This window comes from Nocardia sp. NPDC059177 (assembly GCF_042755165.1).
GTDB lineage: Bacteria > Actinomycetota > Actinomycetes > Mycobacteriales > Mycobacteriaceae > Nocardia.
Map to the genome: position 1 here is coordinate 121,451 of NZ_JBHZBX010000010.1, position 17,631 is coordinate 139,081.

Below are 17,631 nucleotides of genomic sequence, written 5' to 3' on the forward strand. Positions count from 1 at the left end.
GCTGTTGATCTGAAGACTGCCAACATCCGGTGGGGGATGAGGCGCAAAAATGTGCATCCGGTCAGGACGTCCACTCCTGGTCGACTGTTCGAGTCTCCGGCGGCAAGGCTGAGGTTGTCATCGACCCGAGGCTCTCAGGGGGCTGCGTTCATGGATCTCGAGCAGGTGAGAACCCGTGTCGAGTCGGTCGTGCGGGAAACTCTGGGCATCGACGCGATCACCGCGAAGACGCCCGTGCCGGCTGGACACCCGTCGCTGGCAGTCACCCGATTGTGGGCCGCGCTCGAAGCGGAGTTCGGTACCGAACTCGATCTCGAATCCCTGATGACCGCCGCAGATCTCGACGCGCTGAGTCGGCAGGTGGCGACCGCGGTGGCTGTGTCGCCTTCCGATTCCGAGACCCGGATCGATGACGCCACTACCGATGTCGGGTTGTCCGCACAGCAACAGGCGTACTTGATCGGTACGAATCCCGCGCTGACCGCCGATGCTGTCGGCTGTCGGCATTATCTGCGTCTGATGCTGCCCGACGTCGACCTGGATGCGCTGGTCACCGCATGGCACGCGATTGTCGCTCGGCACGGAGCGCTGCGCTCAACGGTGAATTCGAGCGGCGTGCTCACGGTCGACGCGGTGACCGCTGAGCAGATGCTGACGGTGGTACGGAAGACCGGCGATCCAGCCTCGACCATGGATTTCGGTATCGGCGTTGTGCGCGAATCCATCGCAACGGCGGGGCAGGCCGGGTATCGGGCGGCGACCGTGGCGGTCGTCGTCCACCAGCACGGCGGTGCCGTCGTCGACCTCGCGTTCGACATGCTGCTACTCGATGGATACAGCACCGAACGATTGCTCTCGGAGTGGGGTGCGCTGTACTCGGGCAGCAGCCTCCCAGCGGCAGGCACCGCCGAATTCGCCTCGGCTGTGCGGACTCTGAGCGCGAGAACGCGGACTTCCGCGCCCCCGGCGTGCGGAGAGATTCTTGGTGAGCTGGGCGCCGCGACCGCCCGCTGTGTCGCTCCGCCGGCACCGACCGGCCAGCGACGCGACAGTCGCGCGGGGCGTCTGTCGCGGGCCGAGTGGGAGGCGGTACGCGCGTGGGCCGCGGCGGCCGGGCTCACTGCGTCCAGTGCGGTACTGGCGGCATTCTGCGCGACTCAGATCCACGCGCTCGGCGGAAGCGTTGTCGCCGCGGTCACCCTGAGCAACCGACCGTGGCTGCCCTCCGGGTCGGACGATATGGCGGGTCCGTTCAGCTACGCGCTGCCCGTTCTCGCGGACGACCGCCTCGACATCGCGGAACTGGCGACGGCCGTTCACCGTCAAGTGTGGCGTGGACTCGAGAATCCTGGCTTGTCCTCGGTATCGGTCGCGCGTGCCGCCCGGCGCGCCGCCGACGATCCCGCACGAGGGGTCATCGACGACATCGGGCTCGCCTTCACCAGCATGATCGATGCTGTTCCCGCCGTCGACGCCGACAGTTTCGCGCGGGACATCCAGTGGCAAGCGGTCGAAACCTCGGGGGTCGCACTCGACTGCGAGGTGTGGGAGGAGGACGGCGGACTCCGATTCAGGTGGGACATCGCTGATCCTGCCGCATGGCCCGTGCCGATCGTCATGGCGATGGCCGACTTCGAAAACATCCTGCGGATGCTCGGCGCGCCGATCGTCGCACTGCCGGTCTCGCCGACGGCGCTGCAAGAGTCCTATGTCGTCGCCAGGGCCGCCGATCAGTCGGCACCGAGCGGTCGCCTGGCCTTCTCCTTCGATGTGCCGATGGCCGTGCTGGGCCAGGTGGATGCCACGGTGGCTACCTGGATCGAGACCTACGAATTGCTCTCGGTGGTGCTCACCGACGACGGCAGGTTCGTCGAGCTCGCCGAACCCCCGGCCGGCTGGCGGGTGCCTGTGCTGCGCGAGAACGATCGGGTGCCGGAGACGAGCACCGGTCCCGGGATTCGACGCGATCCGCACGCGGCGGTGCGGTCGTTGCTTCTGCACCGCGATCGTCCGGTCGGCGTCTGGCCCGCGGCGACGGTCGCAGTGACTGTCGATGACGCGCATGCGCAACTCCACGTCGCGCTGGACATCTCGGTTGTGGATGCGCCCTGGTGTCATTTCCTGGCTCGTGAGTTGATCCGGATGCTCGATGGCGCGCCCGCACGCGGACGGCTGGCCGGCCCACCGGTCGATGTCCTGGACCAGCAGGGTGGTGGTCGGCGCGCCGTCCGATCACCGCACTGGGAAGCACGGTTCGCGGAGTTGGGCGAACTGGTGGGCGGCGGGGAGCTACCGCCGGTGTCGGCGCCGTCGCGCTGTCGGACAAGGATCGACGGCGAGCCGGTCGAGCTTCTCGGTCTGCGACGTGCCGCGGTGGCCGCGGGTTCCACTGTCGACGCGCTGCTGCTGGCCGCGTTTCTCATCGCGTGCGCAACAGAGCACAACGCGCCGGTGCCGGTCACCGTCGTGCGTTGGGGAGAGCACCCCGATTCCACCGGTCTCACCAGGCTGAGCTGGGTCGCCACCGCTCGACCTGATGAGCAGGTAGGACGACTCGCCGCCGAACTCGCGGTGCTGCTCGCCGAGGACCTGGCTGCTGACGAGGTGGAAGGTCTCCGTGTGCGACGTCGGTTGCGTCGCGCCGCACCTGCCCCGGAAACGCCCTCGCTGGTCTTCACCTGCGATGTCGACGCGTCACGGTGGCCGCTGCCCGCCCGATACCGGCTCGCGGCGTGGGAAAGCGCGACCCCCGGTGTCCATGTCGACTGCGTCGGCTTCTCCGACGGCGAGGTTGTGCGGTTCGGCTGGGATGTCGATCAGTGCGCCTTCGCTGACGGCTGGATCGAAACGGCGTTCGCGCGTTATTCATCGATGGTGCACCGACTGGCTGTGGGGGACGATCCCGCGCCTGCGCCGCGCGGCACCCCGACGCTGCCCGAGTATCGCCGAATCGTTCATCTGTTCAACAGAACTGATCACGAGTTCGATGCCGAGCAGCCCGCGCATCGTCCCTTCGAACGAATCGCCGCAGCTCGACCGGATGCTGTCGCGATAGTCACCGGACGGGAGGAGGTTACCTATGGCGCGCTGAACCGGTGGGCACAGCAGATCGCGGAGACTCTGCATCAGGCAGGCGTCCGGCCAGGTGATCTGGTCGTGGTGGGGTGCGCTCGCGGTGCCGCGATGGTGGCCGCAGTCCTTGGCACGGTGAAAGCCGGCGCCGCGTATGTTCCGGTCGAGCCGACGATTCCGATCGAACGGTTTCGTTCTGTGCTTCGGCAGACCCGGGCAACGGTCGCTCTCGTCACCGCCGAGACTCCTGGCCCGCGCGACGTCGGTGTCCGCCAGATCGACGTTTCACCGCTGCGACACCTCGACCTCCCGACGCACCCGACCCGCGTCTTCCCACCCCATCATCCCCATCGGCTGGCCTATGTGATCTTCACGTCGGGAACGACCGGATCTCCGAAAGGTGTCGCAGTCTCCCACCGCTCGCTGGCCAATCTGCTGCAGTGGTGTTGGCGTATCGGTGAATTCACCAGTGACGACTACGGTCTCGCGGTCGCGGCGTTGGGGTTCGACCTGTCGGTCTTCGATGTCTTCGGTCTGCTCGGCGTCGGCGCGCGACTGTATATCGCCGACGACGTCGAGCGGCGCGATCCGGCTGCCCTCCGTGGCATCCTCGACCGTGGCATCACATTCTGGAACTCCGCGCCCGCGGCACTCGCGCAACTACGCACATTGCTCGATACCCCGCTGCCGCGGCTTCGGCTGATTTTCCTCAGCGGCGACTACACGCCGCTCGACCTGCCCGCCGCCCTTCGGCAGGTGTCTCCCGAAGCGCGGCTGATCAGCCTGGGCGGTGCGACGGAAGCCACCGTGTGGTCGAACTATTTCGCTGTCGATCGAGTGGACCCGGACTGGCGGAGCATTCCGTACGGTCGGCCGATCGACAACGCACGATATTACGTCCTCGACGAGCACTTGGCGCCGTGCCCGATCGGGACCGAGGGCGATCTCTATATCGCCGGAGCGTGTGTCGCGGAAGGCTATTGGGGGTCGGCCGCCGCGACCGCCGGGTCGTTTGTCGCCGATCCGCATTCGCTGCGACCGGCTACCCGCATGTATCGAACGGGCGACCGCGCCTACCTCGGCGCGGATCTGCAGCTCACCTTCACCGGCCGTGCCGACAATCAGGTCAAGGTCCGTGGGCACCGAGTCGAGCTCGCCGAGATCGAGTTTCATATTCGCGCTCATCCGGATGTCCTCGACGTGGTGGTGTTGACGCGGCCGGATGCCGGCGGTGATACCAAGCTGGTCGCCTACGTGCGGTCGGCCGGGGCGCCGATCACGTTGCCCGAGATCCGCGGGCGCTGCCAGGATGTGCTGCCGGACTACATGCTGCCGAACCACCTGGTCTGCCTGGACACCTTCCCGGTCACCACGAACGGCAAGCTCGACCGTGCCGCGCTGCCCTGGCACCTGCCCTCCGGCACTGCGCCGAACGTGCGGGATCGGCCCGTCGGCGGACTCGGCGCGGCCACCGCGCTCGACCAGCTCGTCGCGGCCTTCGAGAAAGCGCTCGGGTATCCGATCGATCCGGACGCCGACCTCTGGGACCAGGGCGCGACCTCGTTCACGCTCGTTCAGGTTTCCGAGGACATCAAGCAGCGGTTCGAGCGGCCGATCGGGGTGGCCGATGTGCTCCCCCAGCCGACCGTGCGTGCGATCGCAGCGACCTTGACCGACGATCCGATGCCCGCCGCGACCACGGGGAACACGGTGGACTTCTTCTCGCCCGCCAGCCGCGCGGCGTTCAAAGCCGAACATCGCAATCGACGGGCGGCGAGCGCGGGGAGTCCTGGCGTTGCGCTCAGCGCGCGTCCGAGCACCGGCGAAACGATCCGCAGGAGCGTCCGGGAGTTCGCCGAACGCAACGTCGAAGCCGCCGAACTCGGCGAGTTGCTGGCGCTGCTGGCTCCGGAATCGTCCGAGTTCGAACGATATCGGTATCCCTCGGCCGGCGATTGCTACGGGGTACAGACCTACGTACTCGTCCGGGAAGGACGGGTGAACGGCATCACGCCCGGCACCTACTACTACCGACCGCAGACGCACGAGCTCGAACCGGTCGGCGCGGGCCTGCTTCGCGAGGCCCATTTCTACTACAATCGAGAACTCTTCGACAGCGCGGCCTTCGAGATCTATCTGATCGGCGCGCTCGACAGCATCGAACCGCTCTACGGTGAGAACGCCGCGCGCTACCTGGCCATCGAAGCCGGGGCGATGACGCAACTGCTCCAACAGCACCAGGCCGAGTCGGGCGTGGGACTCTGCCCGATCGGCGAGGTCTCCGCGGCACACCTGAGTTCCGCCCTCGGCCTCGACTCGCGGCACGTGTTCCTCTGTTCGCTGTTGGGCGGCGCGACCCGGGTTCGGGCGCGATCCGAGGACGCGGTGATCGCGCACCGCTCGGAGCCCTCCGCACTGATCGGTCTGAGCACCATGCTGCCCGGTTGCGCGGACAACGAGTTGTCGGAGTTGCTCACCTCGGGTGCCACCGGATTGGGGCCGGGCCGACCGGGTGGCGTGCGCGGCCGGGGTGGCTGGCTCGACTCGGTGGATCGCGTTGATATCGATCTGCTCGGTATGACGCCACTCGAGGCGAGCCGGACCGATCCGCAACTTCTGCTCGGCATCGAACGCGTATGGTCCGCGCTGGAGGACGCCGGCTACACGAGCGAGCAACTGCGCTCCTCAGCGGGCCGGGTCGGTGTCTTCGTGGCGGCGATGTGGCAGGACTTCGGCACCGTGACTTCCGATATATGTCAACGCATCTCACATCACTTCGGCTTCGACGGGCCGAGCATCGCGATCGACGCGGGCTGCTGCTCGACGCTGACCGCGATCCACCTCGCCCGCCGCAGCATGGCCGACGGTGAGTGCGCCGCCGCTGTCGTGGTCGGCTCGAACCTGATCCTGCGATCGACTCACCTCGATCAGCTCCGCGACTGGGGTCTCGTGGCGAAGGACCCCGCAGCGGACTATCTTCCGGCGTTCGCCGCCGCAGCAGCCGGATGGCTTCCCGGTGAAGCCGTCGGCGCGATGGTGCTGAGGCCGTTGGCGGACGCGGAAAGAGCCGGAGACAACGTAGTCGCTGTCGTCGCGGCGACCCACGCTGGACATCACGGCGGCGGCAGGCGATTCGAATCGCCGTCTGTCGACGGGATGGCCGCCTCGCTGCGGACAACACTCGACCTCGCCGGCGCGGTCCCCGCCGACATCGGATACGTCGAGTGCGCCGCCGCGGGTGCCGCCGTGGCCGATGCCGCCGAGATGGAAGCCCTGGGAAGAGTTCTCGGTGAACACCCGAGCCGCGCGGACCGATCCGTTGCGCCCGTTCCCATCGGCAGCGTGAAGTCGGTGTTCGGCCATGCCGAAGCGGCATCGGGAATGGCCCAGATCGCGCGTGCCGTCGCACAGATTCGGCAGGGCAGGATCCTTCCCGGTTCGACAGCGGACGAGCTGAACCCGATGGTCCCCTGGGACTATCTCCCGATCCGGGTCGCTCGGACGATCGAACCGTTGAGCAGTGCACGTCCGTTGACTGTCGTCCAGGGATTCGCCGCGGGCGGCGGCTTCGCCCATGCGCTCCTGCGCGCGCCACGGCCGCGCACCGATAGTGACGAGGGCCGGGTCGGCCGCGCCGAACCACGGGCCGTGGTGTGGTCCGGCGCCACTCGCGACCAAGTGATCGCATCTGTTCGCCAACTGGGTGAATGGCTGGCGAGCACAGCGACAGTGGTGTCGCTGGACGACTTGGCTTTCAGTACGCAACGTGGGCGGTCGGCCTCGGCCTGGCGGTGGGGATGCTGCGTCCGGGACATCGGCGAGCTCCAGGCAGGTATCGAGGCGGTACTGCGATCCCCGGACAGCCAGATAGCGCACCGCGGGCACCGGAGCGAACCTCGTCCAGGTGGTGACGACGCCGATTGTCTCGCGCTGTGGCTCGATGGATCATTGGACAGCTGGCAGCCTGCCCGCGCCGCAGGCAGGCTGGTTGCATTGCCGAAGACACCGCTGGCTCATCCGCGGACACCACTACCAGCGCCCGCAGGCACCGCGCCCGGCAACACCTCGGCCACCGGCGAATCCGACGTACTCGTCCACCTCGCCGCAGCCTTCGCTGAAGCCACCGGCCGGTCGCCGCACCCTGGTGAATTCGACACACCGCTGGAGTCGAGTTCGTTGTCGTCGTTCACCCTCGAGCGCTTGGCCGCCGCACTCACCGCGCGCGACATTCCCCTGCGCGCGTCCGCCTTCTTCGCCCACCGCAGCCTTCGAGATGCCGTTGTCGACGCCGCCGCGGCGCCATCCCGCCGAGTCGAGCCGGCCCGAGAGGCCGGACGAACCCGCGACGCCGATCCGAACACCGACATCGCCGTCGTCGGCATGGCCGGTCGCTTCCCCGGAGCCGACGATCTCGCATCCTTCTGGACACTCCTGCGCGATGGAATCGACGCCGTCGGCGCGATGCCACCGGACCACGCGGCCCATGATCGGTCAGCGGGGCCGCTGCGGGGCGGATTCCTCACGGGGCCCGAGTTGTTCGACAGCGGTCTGTTCGGCATCACTCCGGTCGATGCCGATTTGATGGATCCGCAGGAACGCGTGTTCCTCGAAGCCTCGTGGGCAGCGATGGAGGACGCGGGATACCCACCGGCCCGACTGTCTCGTGAATACGGTCGTGCGGTCGGCGTATTCGCGGCCACCATGTACAGCGACTACTCGTTCGTCGGAGTCGAGGAACGGATCGCCGGCAGATTGGTGAGTACCGGGTCGTCGACGGCCGGGATCGCCAATCGGGTGTCCTATGCGTTCGATTTCATCGGCCCGAGTATGACCGTGGACACCATGTGCTCGGCGTCGCTGACCGCTGTGCACCTGGCCTGCCGCAGCCTGCGCGATGGCGAATGCGAAGTCGCGCTCGTCGGGGGAGTCAATGTGATCACCCACCCGATGCGCTTCATCGAGCAGCGTCAATTGGGCATGACGTCATCGAGCGGGCGGTGCTCGCCCTTCGGCGCCGATGCCGACGGCATGGTGCCAGGCGAGGGCGTCGGTGTGCTGGTGTGTAAGTCCCTCGACCGAGCCCTGGCCGACGGTGACCGTATTCATGCCGTGATCAAGGGTTCGGCCATCGGTCACACCGGACGCACGAACGGCTACCAGGTCCCCGACCCGACCGCCGAAGCGGCGGTGATGAAAGCCGCGCTCGCCCGCGCGGGCGTCGAGCCCGACGTTGTCGGCTATATCGAGGCACACGGCACCGGCACCCGGATCGGCGACCCGATCGAGGTCGACGCCGTCACCACGGTACTCGGAACGCAGCGCCCGTCCTGTCCGATCGGATCGGTGAAGTCGAACCTCGGCCATCTGGAGGGCGCCGCGGGCATAGCGGGTCTGATCAAAGTCATCCTGCAGCTACGGCATCGGTACCTCGCGCCGACCCTGCACGCGTCGGAACCGAATCCGCTGATCGACTGGGCGAGCGCCGCGGTCCATGTGCAGCGTCAGGGCAGCCCCTGGGTCCTCGACGGGACGCACCCGCGGGTGGGCTGTGTCAGTTCGTTCGGTGCGGGCGGCGCGACGGCGCATGTCGTCGTCGCCGAAACCGCCTCGCCCGAGGAATTGCCGATCGCTCCGGATTCGGTTCGGCCCCAGGCCGTTGTGCTGTCGGCCAGGACCTCCTCGGCGCTGGTGAAAAGCGCTGAGCGACTGCTTCGCTGGCTGGATGCCCGGGAGGCCGAGCATCTCGCGCCGAGCACGACGGACAGCGTCGACGATGCGGCGGTCCTCCGACGAATCGCGCGGCTTGTCGACTCCGAGTCCTCGATTCCCGATCGGCTGGTCGAAGAGATCCGACGCGCACTCGACGATCGGCCGGCCTTGCGTCCCAGTACGGAACCCCCGCACCGCGAGGCGGTCGCACTGTTGCGCAACCTGGCATTCACCCTTCAAATCGGCCGCGAGCCGATGGCTGAACGGTTCGCCGTGATCGTCTCCTCCATCGCCGAGGTTCGTTCCGCGTTGCGTCGCTTGATCGCTGGAGCACCCCCGATCGTCACCGCCGACCCGGCGCGAACCGAGCTGGAACGGGCATGCGCGAAATGGCTACGCGGGGAATCGGTCGACTGGGCCGGTCTGAATTCCGCCGCGCGCGGTCGACTGCTCGACCTCCCGGTGTATCCATTCGAATCCCGACCACATCGGTACAACCCGTCCGTGCGCTACCCCGGCACCGGCTGGGCGGCAACGCTCCCCGACCGAGTGCGGGGCCGTGCGCCCTCCGATGATGTGCTGCTCGCGGAAATCCGATGGATCGCCGCGACCGAGCACTCCGCTCGGCCGTCGAGCAAGCCACGCCTGGCCTTTCTCGTCGCCGCATCGAATCGTGGCCTGCCGGCGGACGCGACAGCGGGGCACGAGCTGATCGACCTCGCCGACCTGCCCACGAATCATGGTGCGCTACAGCGCTATATGCGTGATCTCTGTCAGCGGGTCGATGCGATCGTGGACGCCTGTGATTTCGGTGTCGACCATGGCGTGGTGTCCCAGCGGGCGGCGCGGTGGGCGGTTCTGCGCGCGACTGTCCAGCTGCGCCGCCGTGTCCGCTGGATCCACGTCGCCGGTGTCGCATCGCGAGGTGGACTCGGCAATGATCTGGCGGGGTTGGTGCTCGCACTGTCGGCCGAGTCGGCCACCTTCCACGGCACGGCCCTCGCCACCGACGAGCGCGGTGTCGACGCGGTTCGCCACATCGAAGCACAGGTAGGGAACTCCGCACCGCAGGTCGAATATCGCGGTGGCGCACCGTACGTCCCGGTCCTGGCCGCCCAACAACCACGCGACGGTGAGCGCCGGGCGCTGGACCCGAATCGTCCCTACCTGGTCACCGGCGGTACCGGCCTGCTCGGCGTGTTGGTGGCCGACCACCTCGCCGCCCGCGGCGCACGACGGATCGTGTTGTGTGGCACCCGCGCGGTTCCGGAACTGTCCGCCGGCGATCAGAGCGCTGAGGCCCGGCGCGCTGAACGAGTGCGTGGCGCCATCGATCGGCTGCGCGTGGCGGGCGTGGAGGTCGAGCTCTACCTCGGCGACCTCGCCGACGCCCGGCTGGCCGCGCTCTGCGAGCAGATCACCGATCGCTGGGGTCCCTGGGCGGGTGTCGTACATTGCGCGGGCGCCATGCCGGGTGTCGGTGAGTTCGCCAACACCGATCCTGCGGAACTCGCCCGCGTTTTCGACGCCAAATGTCGCCTGTGGGAGTCCAGGAATCGCGAACAGATCGATCGCGCCGATCCCGATTTCGTCATCCTGTTCTCCTCGGTGGCCGCGACCTTCCCCGCCCTCGGTGCCGGAGTCGGCTCCTATGCGGCGGCGAACCGATATCTCGACCAGCTGGCGTTGCGCAGTGGGCAGCGCGGCGTCGTCTCCATCGCGTGGCCGGAGTGGGAAGTCAGCGGAATGCGCGGCGGAGACACCAGCCGGTGCGGTCTGGCTCCGCTCCGGGTCGAAGACGGTGTGGCGGTGATCGATCTGGCCATCGACGGTCTCCTCGAACCCCACACCGTCGTGGTCACCGGGCGCGCGCGTCTCGAGCCCGACCGGTTGCTCGACCTCCCCGATATCACGCGAGGACTCGAACCACGAGCGGACAGTGTGGTCTCGGCGCAGGCGCCGCACTTGGGCAGCGAGGTGCCCTTCGCGATGAAACAGGTCTTCGCCGAGGTCCTCGGACTGGCCGATGCGGACCTGGACCCGGACACCACCTTTCACGATCTCGGGGTCGGCTCCGTGGCATTGGCCGAACTCACCGTACGGCTCGAAGCTCTCCTCGGCCGGCCGGTGACGCCAACCGACCTGATCGAGAACCCGACACTGCGCCGGGCCGCCGAGGCGCTCGGCGCCGCCCGCGACATCGATGCTCGCCGCGGCCGACGACATCCGGGTTCGGGACGCCTCGCTGTTGTCGGGATGTCGTGCCGGTTCCCCGCCGCCGACACCGTCGCCGAGTTCTGGTCCAACCTGCGCAGCGGCGCCGACTCGATCTCGAGCGTGCCCGCAGGTCGGTGGGACGACGAGGCCGGGCAGCCCGGAAGGGGCGGATTCGTCTCCGGTGTGGAGGCTTTCGATGCCGAAGCCTTCGGACTGTCGGCGGATCAGGGCATTTCGCTCGACCCCACCGTACGGCTGGTGCTCGAAGGCGTCGACGCGTGTTTGGCCGACGCGGGGTATCTCCGCAAGGAGGTCGCCGGGTCGGACATCGGGATCTTCGTCGGCGGCCGGCTGACGGACTATCGTCACCGCGTGATCCAGCGGCACGGACACGCTGGTTCCGGCGGCGACCAGAACTTCATGGCCGCCATGGCCGCCCACGTCTACGACCTTCGTGGCCCCGCGATGGTGGTGGACACCGCGTGTTCGTCCGCGCTCGGTGCGCTGGCGCTCGCGCGCCACAGCCTGCTCCAGGGCGAGGTCTCGACCGCGCTCGTCGGGGCGGCCGAATACCTGCTCGATCGGCAGCCGTATCGCGAGTTCGCCGCGATGGGAGCACTGTCGGGTCACGGTGAGTGCCGCACGTTTTCGGCCGACGCGGACGGCTTTGTCCCGGGGGAGGGCGGCGCGGTGCTGATGGTGCGGCGACTCGAGGATGCGATCGCCGACGGCGACCGGATCAGAGCGGTTATCGATGGCGTCGCGGTCGGCAACGATGGTTGGACCATGGGTCTCACCACTCCCGGTCTCGACGGTCAGGAGCGGGTCATCCGCAACGCCATGACGATGAGCGGGCGCGTCCCGGCGGAGGTCGGCATGGTCGAAGCGCACGGTACGGCCACGGTGATCGGTGATCCCATCGAACTCGAGGCCCTCAGCAGAGTCTTCCGTGGTGGCGCGACACCGAGGTCCTGTGCGGTCGGCAGCGTGAAGTCCAATATCGGCCACCTGCTGGGTGCGTCGGGTATGGCGGGTTTGGTCAAGGCTGTTCTCGCCGTCCAGCACGGCGTCATTCCGCCTACCCTGCACTGCGACAATCCGAATCCGCGGTTCAACTTCGCCGATTCGCCCTTCTTCCCCGTGACCGAGGCCATGCCCTGGCCCGAACGCGAAGGTGGACGGGTCGCCGGTGTGTCGGCCTTCGGCCTCGGCGGTACCAACGCCCATGCCGTTGTGTCCGCAGCTGATCCGGCGTGGAGCGATGGTCGCGCGCCACTGCCCGCACCGGTCTACCGCCGTATTCGGCTGTGGGTGGACGCCGTCGAAGACAGATCCACCGCATCGGTAGCGTCACTGCTGCAGTTCGACTTGCACAGCGAGAACGGAGTGATCCCCGTCGCCGGGGACCGGCCCGATCTCGACGGCCGGGTACTGCTGCCGGAACTCGTCGACGCCGTGAGCGACGTCGCGCCTGCGCTGGATCCCGCGGCTCTTCGAGCGGAGAACACCCTCTCCGACCTCGGTCTGGCCAGTATCGAACGGGCCGAGGTCCTCGTTCGCGCGATGGAATCGCTCGACGTCTCGGTCCCGATTGCGCGATTCGCGAAGACCATGAGTCTCGGCGAGATTTCCGCGGTTCTCGGCGGCGGAGTGTGAGCGGACGGCACCCGCGAGTGACCGGCGTCGGTCTGGTGAGCTCGGTCGGGGTCGGCACCGAATCTTTCGCCGCGGCGGTACGCGGCGGGCTGACCGGCGTCGGCGAGGTCCGCGATCCCGAATACCCCACATATCGGGCTCCGCTGCCTGCTCTCGCGTTCGATGACGTCGTGCAGCGGTATCCCGACGTGGCGATCGCCACGCGGGCCGCCGAGGTGTGTGCGCGATCGGGTCCGCCGGTGCGTGCCGGCGTGCTCGCCGCGTTGGAAGCATGGCGTGATGCGGGCTTCGCGAACGATGATCACCCCGGGCGGATCGCGCTGGTCGTCGCGGGCAACAATCTCACCGCCGACGCCGTGCACCGCGCCGAGGGGCAGTTCGCGCAGCGTGAACAGTACGTGTCGCCGCGCCTCGCGCTGAGCCTGATGGATTCGCACCTGCTCTCGGTGATCAGCGAGGTTCTCGCGATCACCGGCCCTGGAATCCAGGTCGGCGCGGCCTCCGCGAGCGGCAATGCCGCGCTGATCTGCGGCTGCCGATTCTTGGCGACCGGTGAAGCGGACGCCTGTGTAGTCGTCGGGTCCGTCGGCAGATCCGCACCGATCGAATCGCGGGCGCTGGCGAACGCCGGTGCGCTGAGCTGGCACAGCATGAGCGTTCCGCTCTCGGTCGACCGCGCGGGGTTCATCCCGGGGGAGGCCGCGGCCGCGGTCGTGGTCGAGCGTGATCCACCCCCCGAACGCCGCGAATCACGCGTATACGGGGTAGTGCGCGGATGGGCGGAGCGCCTGCACGCCTCGGCAGGCCCGGAACCCCGGGCGGACGTCGAAGCCGAGGTGATGCGTCAGGCCATCGCCGCGGCGGGGATCACCCCCGACCGGGTTGCCTACGTCAACGCGCACGCGAGTGGTTCGGTCGTCGGCGATGCCGCTGAGCTGGCGGCCCTGGATCAAGTTTTCGCGCGGGTTGCCGATCCCCCCTGGATAAACGCAACGAAATCGATGGTGGGGCACACTCTTTCGGCGGCAGGTCTGGTCGAGTGCGTCGCCACCCTGATCCAGCTCGAGCTCGGCAGGCTGCATCCGACTGTGGGGCTCGTGACACCGATCTCGTCGACGATGCGTCATCCGCGTATCGGCACCCTTCTCGCTGCCGATGCCGTGGCACTGAGCAACAGCTACGGATTCGGCGGCTTCAACACCAGCATCGTGATCGGACGACAGTGACGACGGTATTTTGTTTTCCGCACGCGGGAGGCGGCGCGCTGGCTTTTCTGGGGTGGAAACACCCCGCCGACCGGCTCCAGGTGGCCCCCGTCGTACTTCCTGGCCGGGAAGCTCACCGTGACCGGCCGATGCCGCCGTCGATGCCGCTGGTCGTCGACCACGTGATCGACGTACTCGGACCCCGCCTGGTCGGGGATTTCGCGTTCTTCGGGCACAGTTTCGGGGCGGGCGTCGCCTACGCCCTCACCCGCAAGCTGTACGAGCTGGGTGCGCCGATGCCCCGGCTCCTCGCGGTGTCCGGCCGCCGGGCGCCCCATCGTGCGCCGTCGTGGCCGTCGGTCCATACCGCCTCCGACGAGGTCTTCATCGACTACCTGGTGGGGCTGGGTGGAATTCCGCACGAGGTCATCCGGAATCCCGCCCTCCTCGCGACCTTTCTGCCGATCCTGCGCGCCGATTTCGCGGTACACGAGACCTACGACGCGCCGTTGAAACCGCTGCTGCCGCTAGCTGTCTCGGCGTTCGTCGGTGCGCAGGACCCGGCTGTCTCGGTCGCCGATGTGCTGGCGTGGCGCGACATCACCGGGCATTCGTTCCGCGCCCGCGCCTTCCCCGGCGGACATTTTTACCACCGCGAGCACAGCGCGGCGATTCTGGAAGCCATCTATGACGACATGGAAGGACAGGCTCGGCGATGAGAGTTGGAATCCACGATATAGATGGTTACGTCGGACGTGCGTCGCTGGATGCCGGAGTGCTTTTCGATGCTCGAGGTCTCGATCGCGACCGGCTGACCAATCTGATGATGCGCCGCAAATCGGTGAACCTGCCCTGCGAGGATCCGGTGACCAATGCGGTGAACGCGGCATTGCCGCTACTGCGGAGAATGTCGCCGGCCGATATCGGCGACATCGAATTGCTCGTGGTCGGTACGGAGTCGGGCCTCGATTTCGGCAAGCCGATCAGCACCTACATCCACCACCTGCTCGGGTTGACGAGGCGTTGTCGCTCGTTCGAGGTGAAGCACGCGTGCTATGGCGGGACCGCCGCACTGCACGCCGCCGCCGCGATCGTCGCCACATCGTCGAACCCGCGAGCCAGAGCGCTCGTCATCTCATCGGACGCCGCTGCCCGGATCGATATCGACAGCTATTGGGAACCGTCCCAGGGGGCGGGCGCGGTAGCTATGCTGGTCGGGCGAGATCCCTCGATTCTCGAGATCGACCTGGGCCGTAGCGGTATGTACACCTTCCACGTCATGGACACCCTGCGCCCGCGCCCCGAACTCGAGGCCGGAAATTCCGATCTATCGCTGTTGTCCTACCTGACCTGCCTGGACGAGACCTATGCGATGTACTGCGAGCGCAACCCCGGAGCGACCTTCAATTCCTTCGACCGGATGGTGTTCCATACCCCGTTCGCGGGGATGGTGGTCGGCGCACACCGCACGCTGACCAGAAAGAACGGTCGCCTTTCCCGCAGCGAGGTCGCCCGGCACTTCCAGGTCGCGATGGCGGGCGGCCTGGAATTCGCCCAAGACGTGGGAAACACCTACGGCGCTTCGCTGTACCTCGCCCTGTGTTCGATGCTGGTGCACGGTCACGCGAAGCCGGGTCAGCGAGTCGGCCTGTTCTCCTACGGGTCAGGTTGTTGCTCCGAATTCTACAGCGGCACATTACAAGAAGGCGCAACCTCCGCTCCCGGGCCGATGGCGATGAGTGCGGCCATCGGGCAGCGTCAGGAACTCGACATGGCGACCTACGAGCTCGTCAGCGAACTCGGGGAGCAGCGGTTCTGCGGAGTCGAGCACGCCGAGATGACGATCGAGCCCTATCGCGAGCTCTTCGAGGCGTGCCTGGCTGGGACAGGTCTCGCCGTACTCGAGTCGATCGAGGGCTTCGAACGGCATTACCGGTTCGCCTAGATCACCAATCCCACGTACCGACCGGTGGCCATGGGTCCAGCGGTTCGGCACCGACCTGCGAGAGGTTCTTCGAGAAGTGCGAGCCCTGTTCCAGCCGGGCCGAGAATCCCGCTCGCAATCGACTGTCTCGGGGAAAGTCGACGATGTCGAGCACCGAGATCATGATCTCGACGAACCTGCGTCGCTGGTCTTCGGTGATTCGTAGATCCCGGTGGGCTTCGAACAACCCCGCTACACCGTCGTGCAGGTCGGTGTAGCGCTGACGACCACCCATGATCTCCTCGAGGAAATGCGCGAGATGAACGGCGTGATGTCGAGAACCACGCGCGAACATATCGTGCAGCAGATCATCCTCGAGTACCGCGGTGTGGAACAGCTCGGACAATTCCCGGATCTTTACCGGACCGCCGGCGTGCTCGAGCATCGTCTTGCCGTCGACTCGCGTGATACCGACCGAGCGTAAACCGGTCACCTCACCCTCGGCGGTCCGGATTTCCTCGGTCATCGGCCCCTCCTGTCGTGCGCTGATTCGCACCTGCCATGCCAACACTTTGCAGCCCGCGCCGATGCTCACTATTCGGCAGCGGGTCCGGAGCCTGCGAGCAGACTGGCCATATGAGCGAGACCGCCGCCGCGAACAGCCTGTGCCCCTTCCCTTCCGAACGCACATCGCGATTCGATCCGCCCGGCGCGTATGCGAAGTTGCAGGATTCGGCACCGTTCCAGCGGGTGCGGTTGGCCAGTGGCTTGCCCGCCGTGCTCGTGACGCGGCACGAGCACGTCCGGCGCCTGCTCGACGATTCCAGGCTGAGCTCGGATGAGGGTGTGCCCGGCTATCCGTTCCTCTATGAGGGCGCGTTCGCTTCGCCATTGAAAGACACCTTCATGCGGACCGATGGCCCCGCCCACCTGCGGGTGCGCCGGATACTCGTCAAAGAGTTCACGCCACGGCGCGCTGCCGAGCTCCGGCCAGTGGTTGCGGAAATCGTCGATTCGTGTCTGGACGAGATTGACACGGTCGGGCCGACCGCCGATCTTGTCGCGGCCCTCGCCTTTCCGGTGCCGTCGAGCATGGTCTGCCGGCTCTTGGGTGTGCCGATCGAGGATCGACCTGTCTTCGAGCAGAACACGCGCGCGATGATCGATATCGCGAGCACACAGGAACAGGTGATGGCGGCGATGGGGGCCATCATGGGCTACCTCGACGAACTGCTCACCCGCAAGCAGGCAGAACAGGCCGACGATCTGCTCAGCCGCCTCGTCCACGAGCAGTTGCTGCCCGGGACGATGGCGCGGCAGGAATTGGTGCAGATCGCACTCATTCTTCTGGTCGCCGGACACGAGACCACCGCGACCATGATCGGTTTGGGTGCCTACACGCTGCTCGCACACCCCGATCAGCTCGCCCGCCTCGCCGGGCAACCCGACCTGTGGCCCTCGGCGGTCGAGGAACTATTGCGCCACCAGACCATCGTGCAGAACCCGGTACAGCGAGTTGCTGTCACCGACATCGAGATCGACGGCGAGACCATTCACGCGGGAGAGGGCGTGGTGATGGTGCTCGAAACGGCGAACCGCGATCCCCGGGCATACGAGCACCCGGACGTCCTCGATGTCGCCCGCAATCCACGTAATCATCTGTCCTTCAGCTACGGCCCCCATCACTGTCTGGGGCACGCCATCGCCAGGATGGAACTGGAGGAAGTCTTCTCCCGCCTGTTCGCCCGGTTTCCCGGCCTGCACCTCGCGGTACCGGTCGACGAGGTGCGGATGCGCCCGCCGTCGGTCGGCCTCTACGGAGTCGAGAGTCTCCCCGTCGCATGGTGA

The 17,631-nt window shown here is 67.3% G+C and carries 6 protein-coding genes; 5 read left to right on the forward strand and 1 reads right to left on the reverse strand.

Annotation, left to right across the window (positions count from 1 at the left end; translation table 11 throughout):
* The first annotated feature begins 165 nt into the window (after nt 1-165).
* Genes ACFXK0_RS15355 through ACFXK0_RS15370 form a run of 4 tightly spaced genes read left to right on the forward strand, consistent with a single transcriptional unit; the run spans nt 166 to nt 15,804 of the window.
* Entirely contained in the window at nt 166-12,654 is a 12,489-nt protein-coding gene (locus ACFXK0_RS15355) for an amino acid adenylation domain-containing protein (RefSeq protein WP_379410865.1), read from the forward strand.
* Nucleotides 12,651-13,880, forward strand: a complete 1,230-nt coding sequence (locus ACFXK0_RS15360; protein ID WP_379410867.1) for a beta-ketoacyl synthase N-terminal-like domain-containing protein — start codon at nt 12,651-12,653, stop codon at nt 13,878-13,880. Before ACFXK0_RS15355 ends, ACFXK0_RS15360 begins: the two co-directional genes overlap by 4 nt.
* Nucleotides 13,877-14,578: a thioesterase II family protein gene (locus ACFXK0_RS15365; protein WP_379410868.1), complete on the forward strand. Its 702-nt coding sequence runs from the start codon at nt 13,877-13,879 to the stop codon at nt 14,576-14,578. The genes ACFXK0_RS15360 and ACFXK0_RS15365 overlap by 4 nt, the downstream gene beginning before the upstream one ends.
* The gene (locus ACFXK0_RS15370) at nt 14,575-15,804 is read left to right on the forward strand and encodes a hydroxymethylglutaryl-CoA synthase family protein (RefSeq protein ID WP_379410869.1); all 1,230 of its coding nucleotides are present in this window, start codon (nt 14,575-14,577) and stop codon (nt 15,802-15,804) included. Before ACFXK0_RS15365 ends, ACFXK0_RS15370 begins: the two co-directional genes overlap by 4 nt.
* A gap of 1 nt (nt 15,805) precedes the next feature.
* Here the strand turns inward: ACFXK0_RS15370 and ACFXK0_RS15375 are convergent, their stop codons facing one another.
* Entirely contained in the window at nt 15,806-16,378 is a 573-nt protein-coding gene (locus ACFXK0_RS15375) for a hypothetical protein (RefSeq protein ID WP_379410870.1), read from the reverse strand.
* Nucleotides 16,379-16,419: 41 nt separating this feature from the next.
* Here ACFXK0_RS15375 and ACFXK0_RS15380 point away from each other — a divergent pair, with 41 nt between their 5' ends.
* Nucleotides 16,420-17,631: a cytochrome P450 gene (locus ACFXK0_RS15380; RefSeq protein ID WP_379410871.1), complete on the forward strand. Its 1,212-nt coding sequence runs from the start codon at nt 16,420-16,422 to the stop codon at nt 17,629-17,631.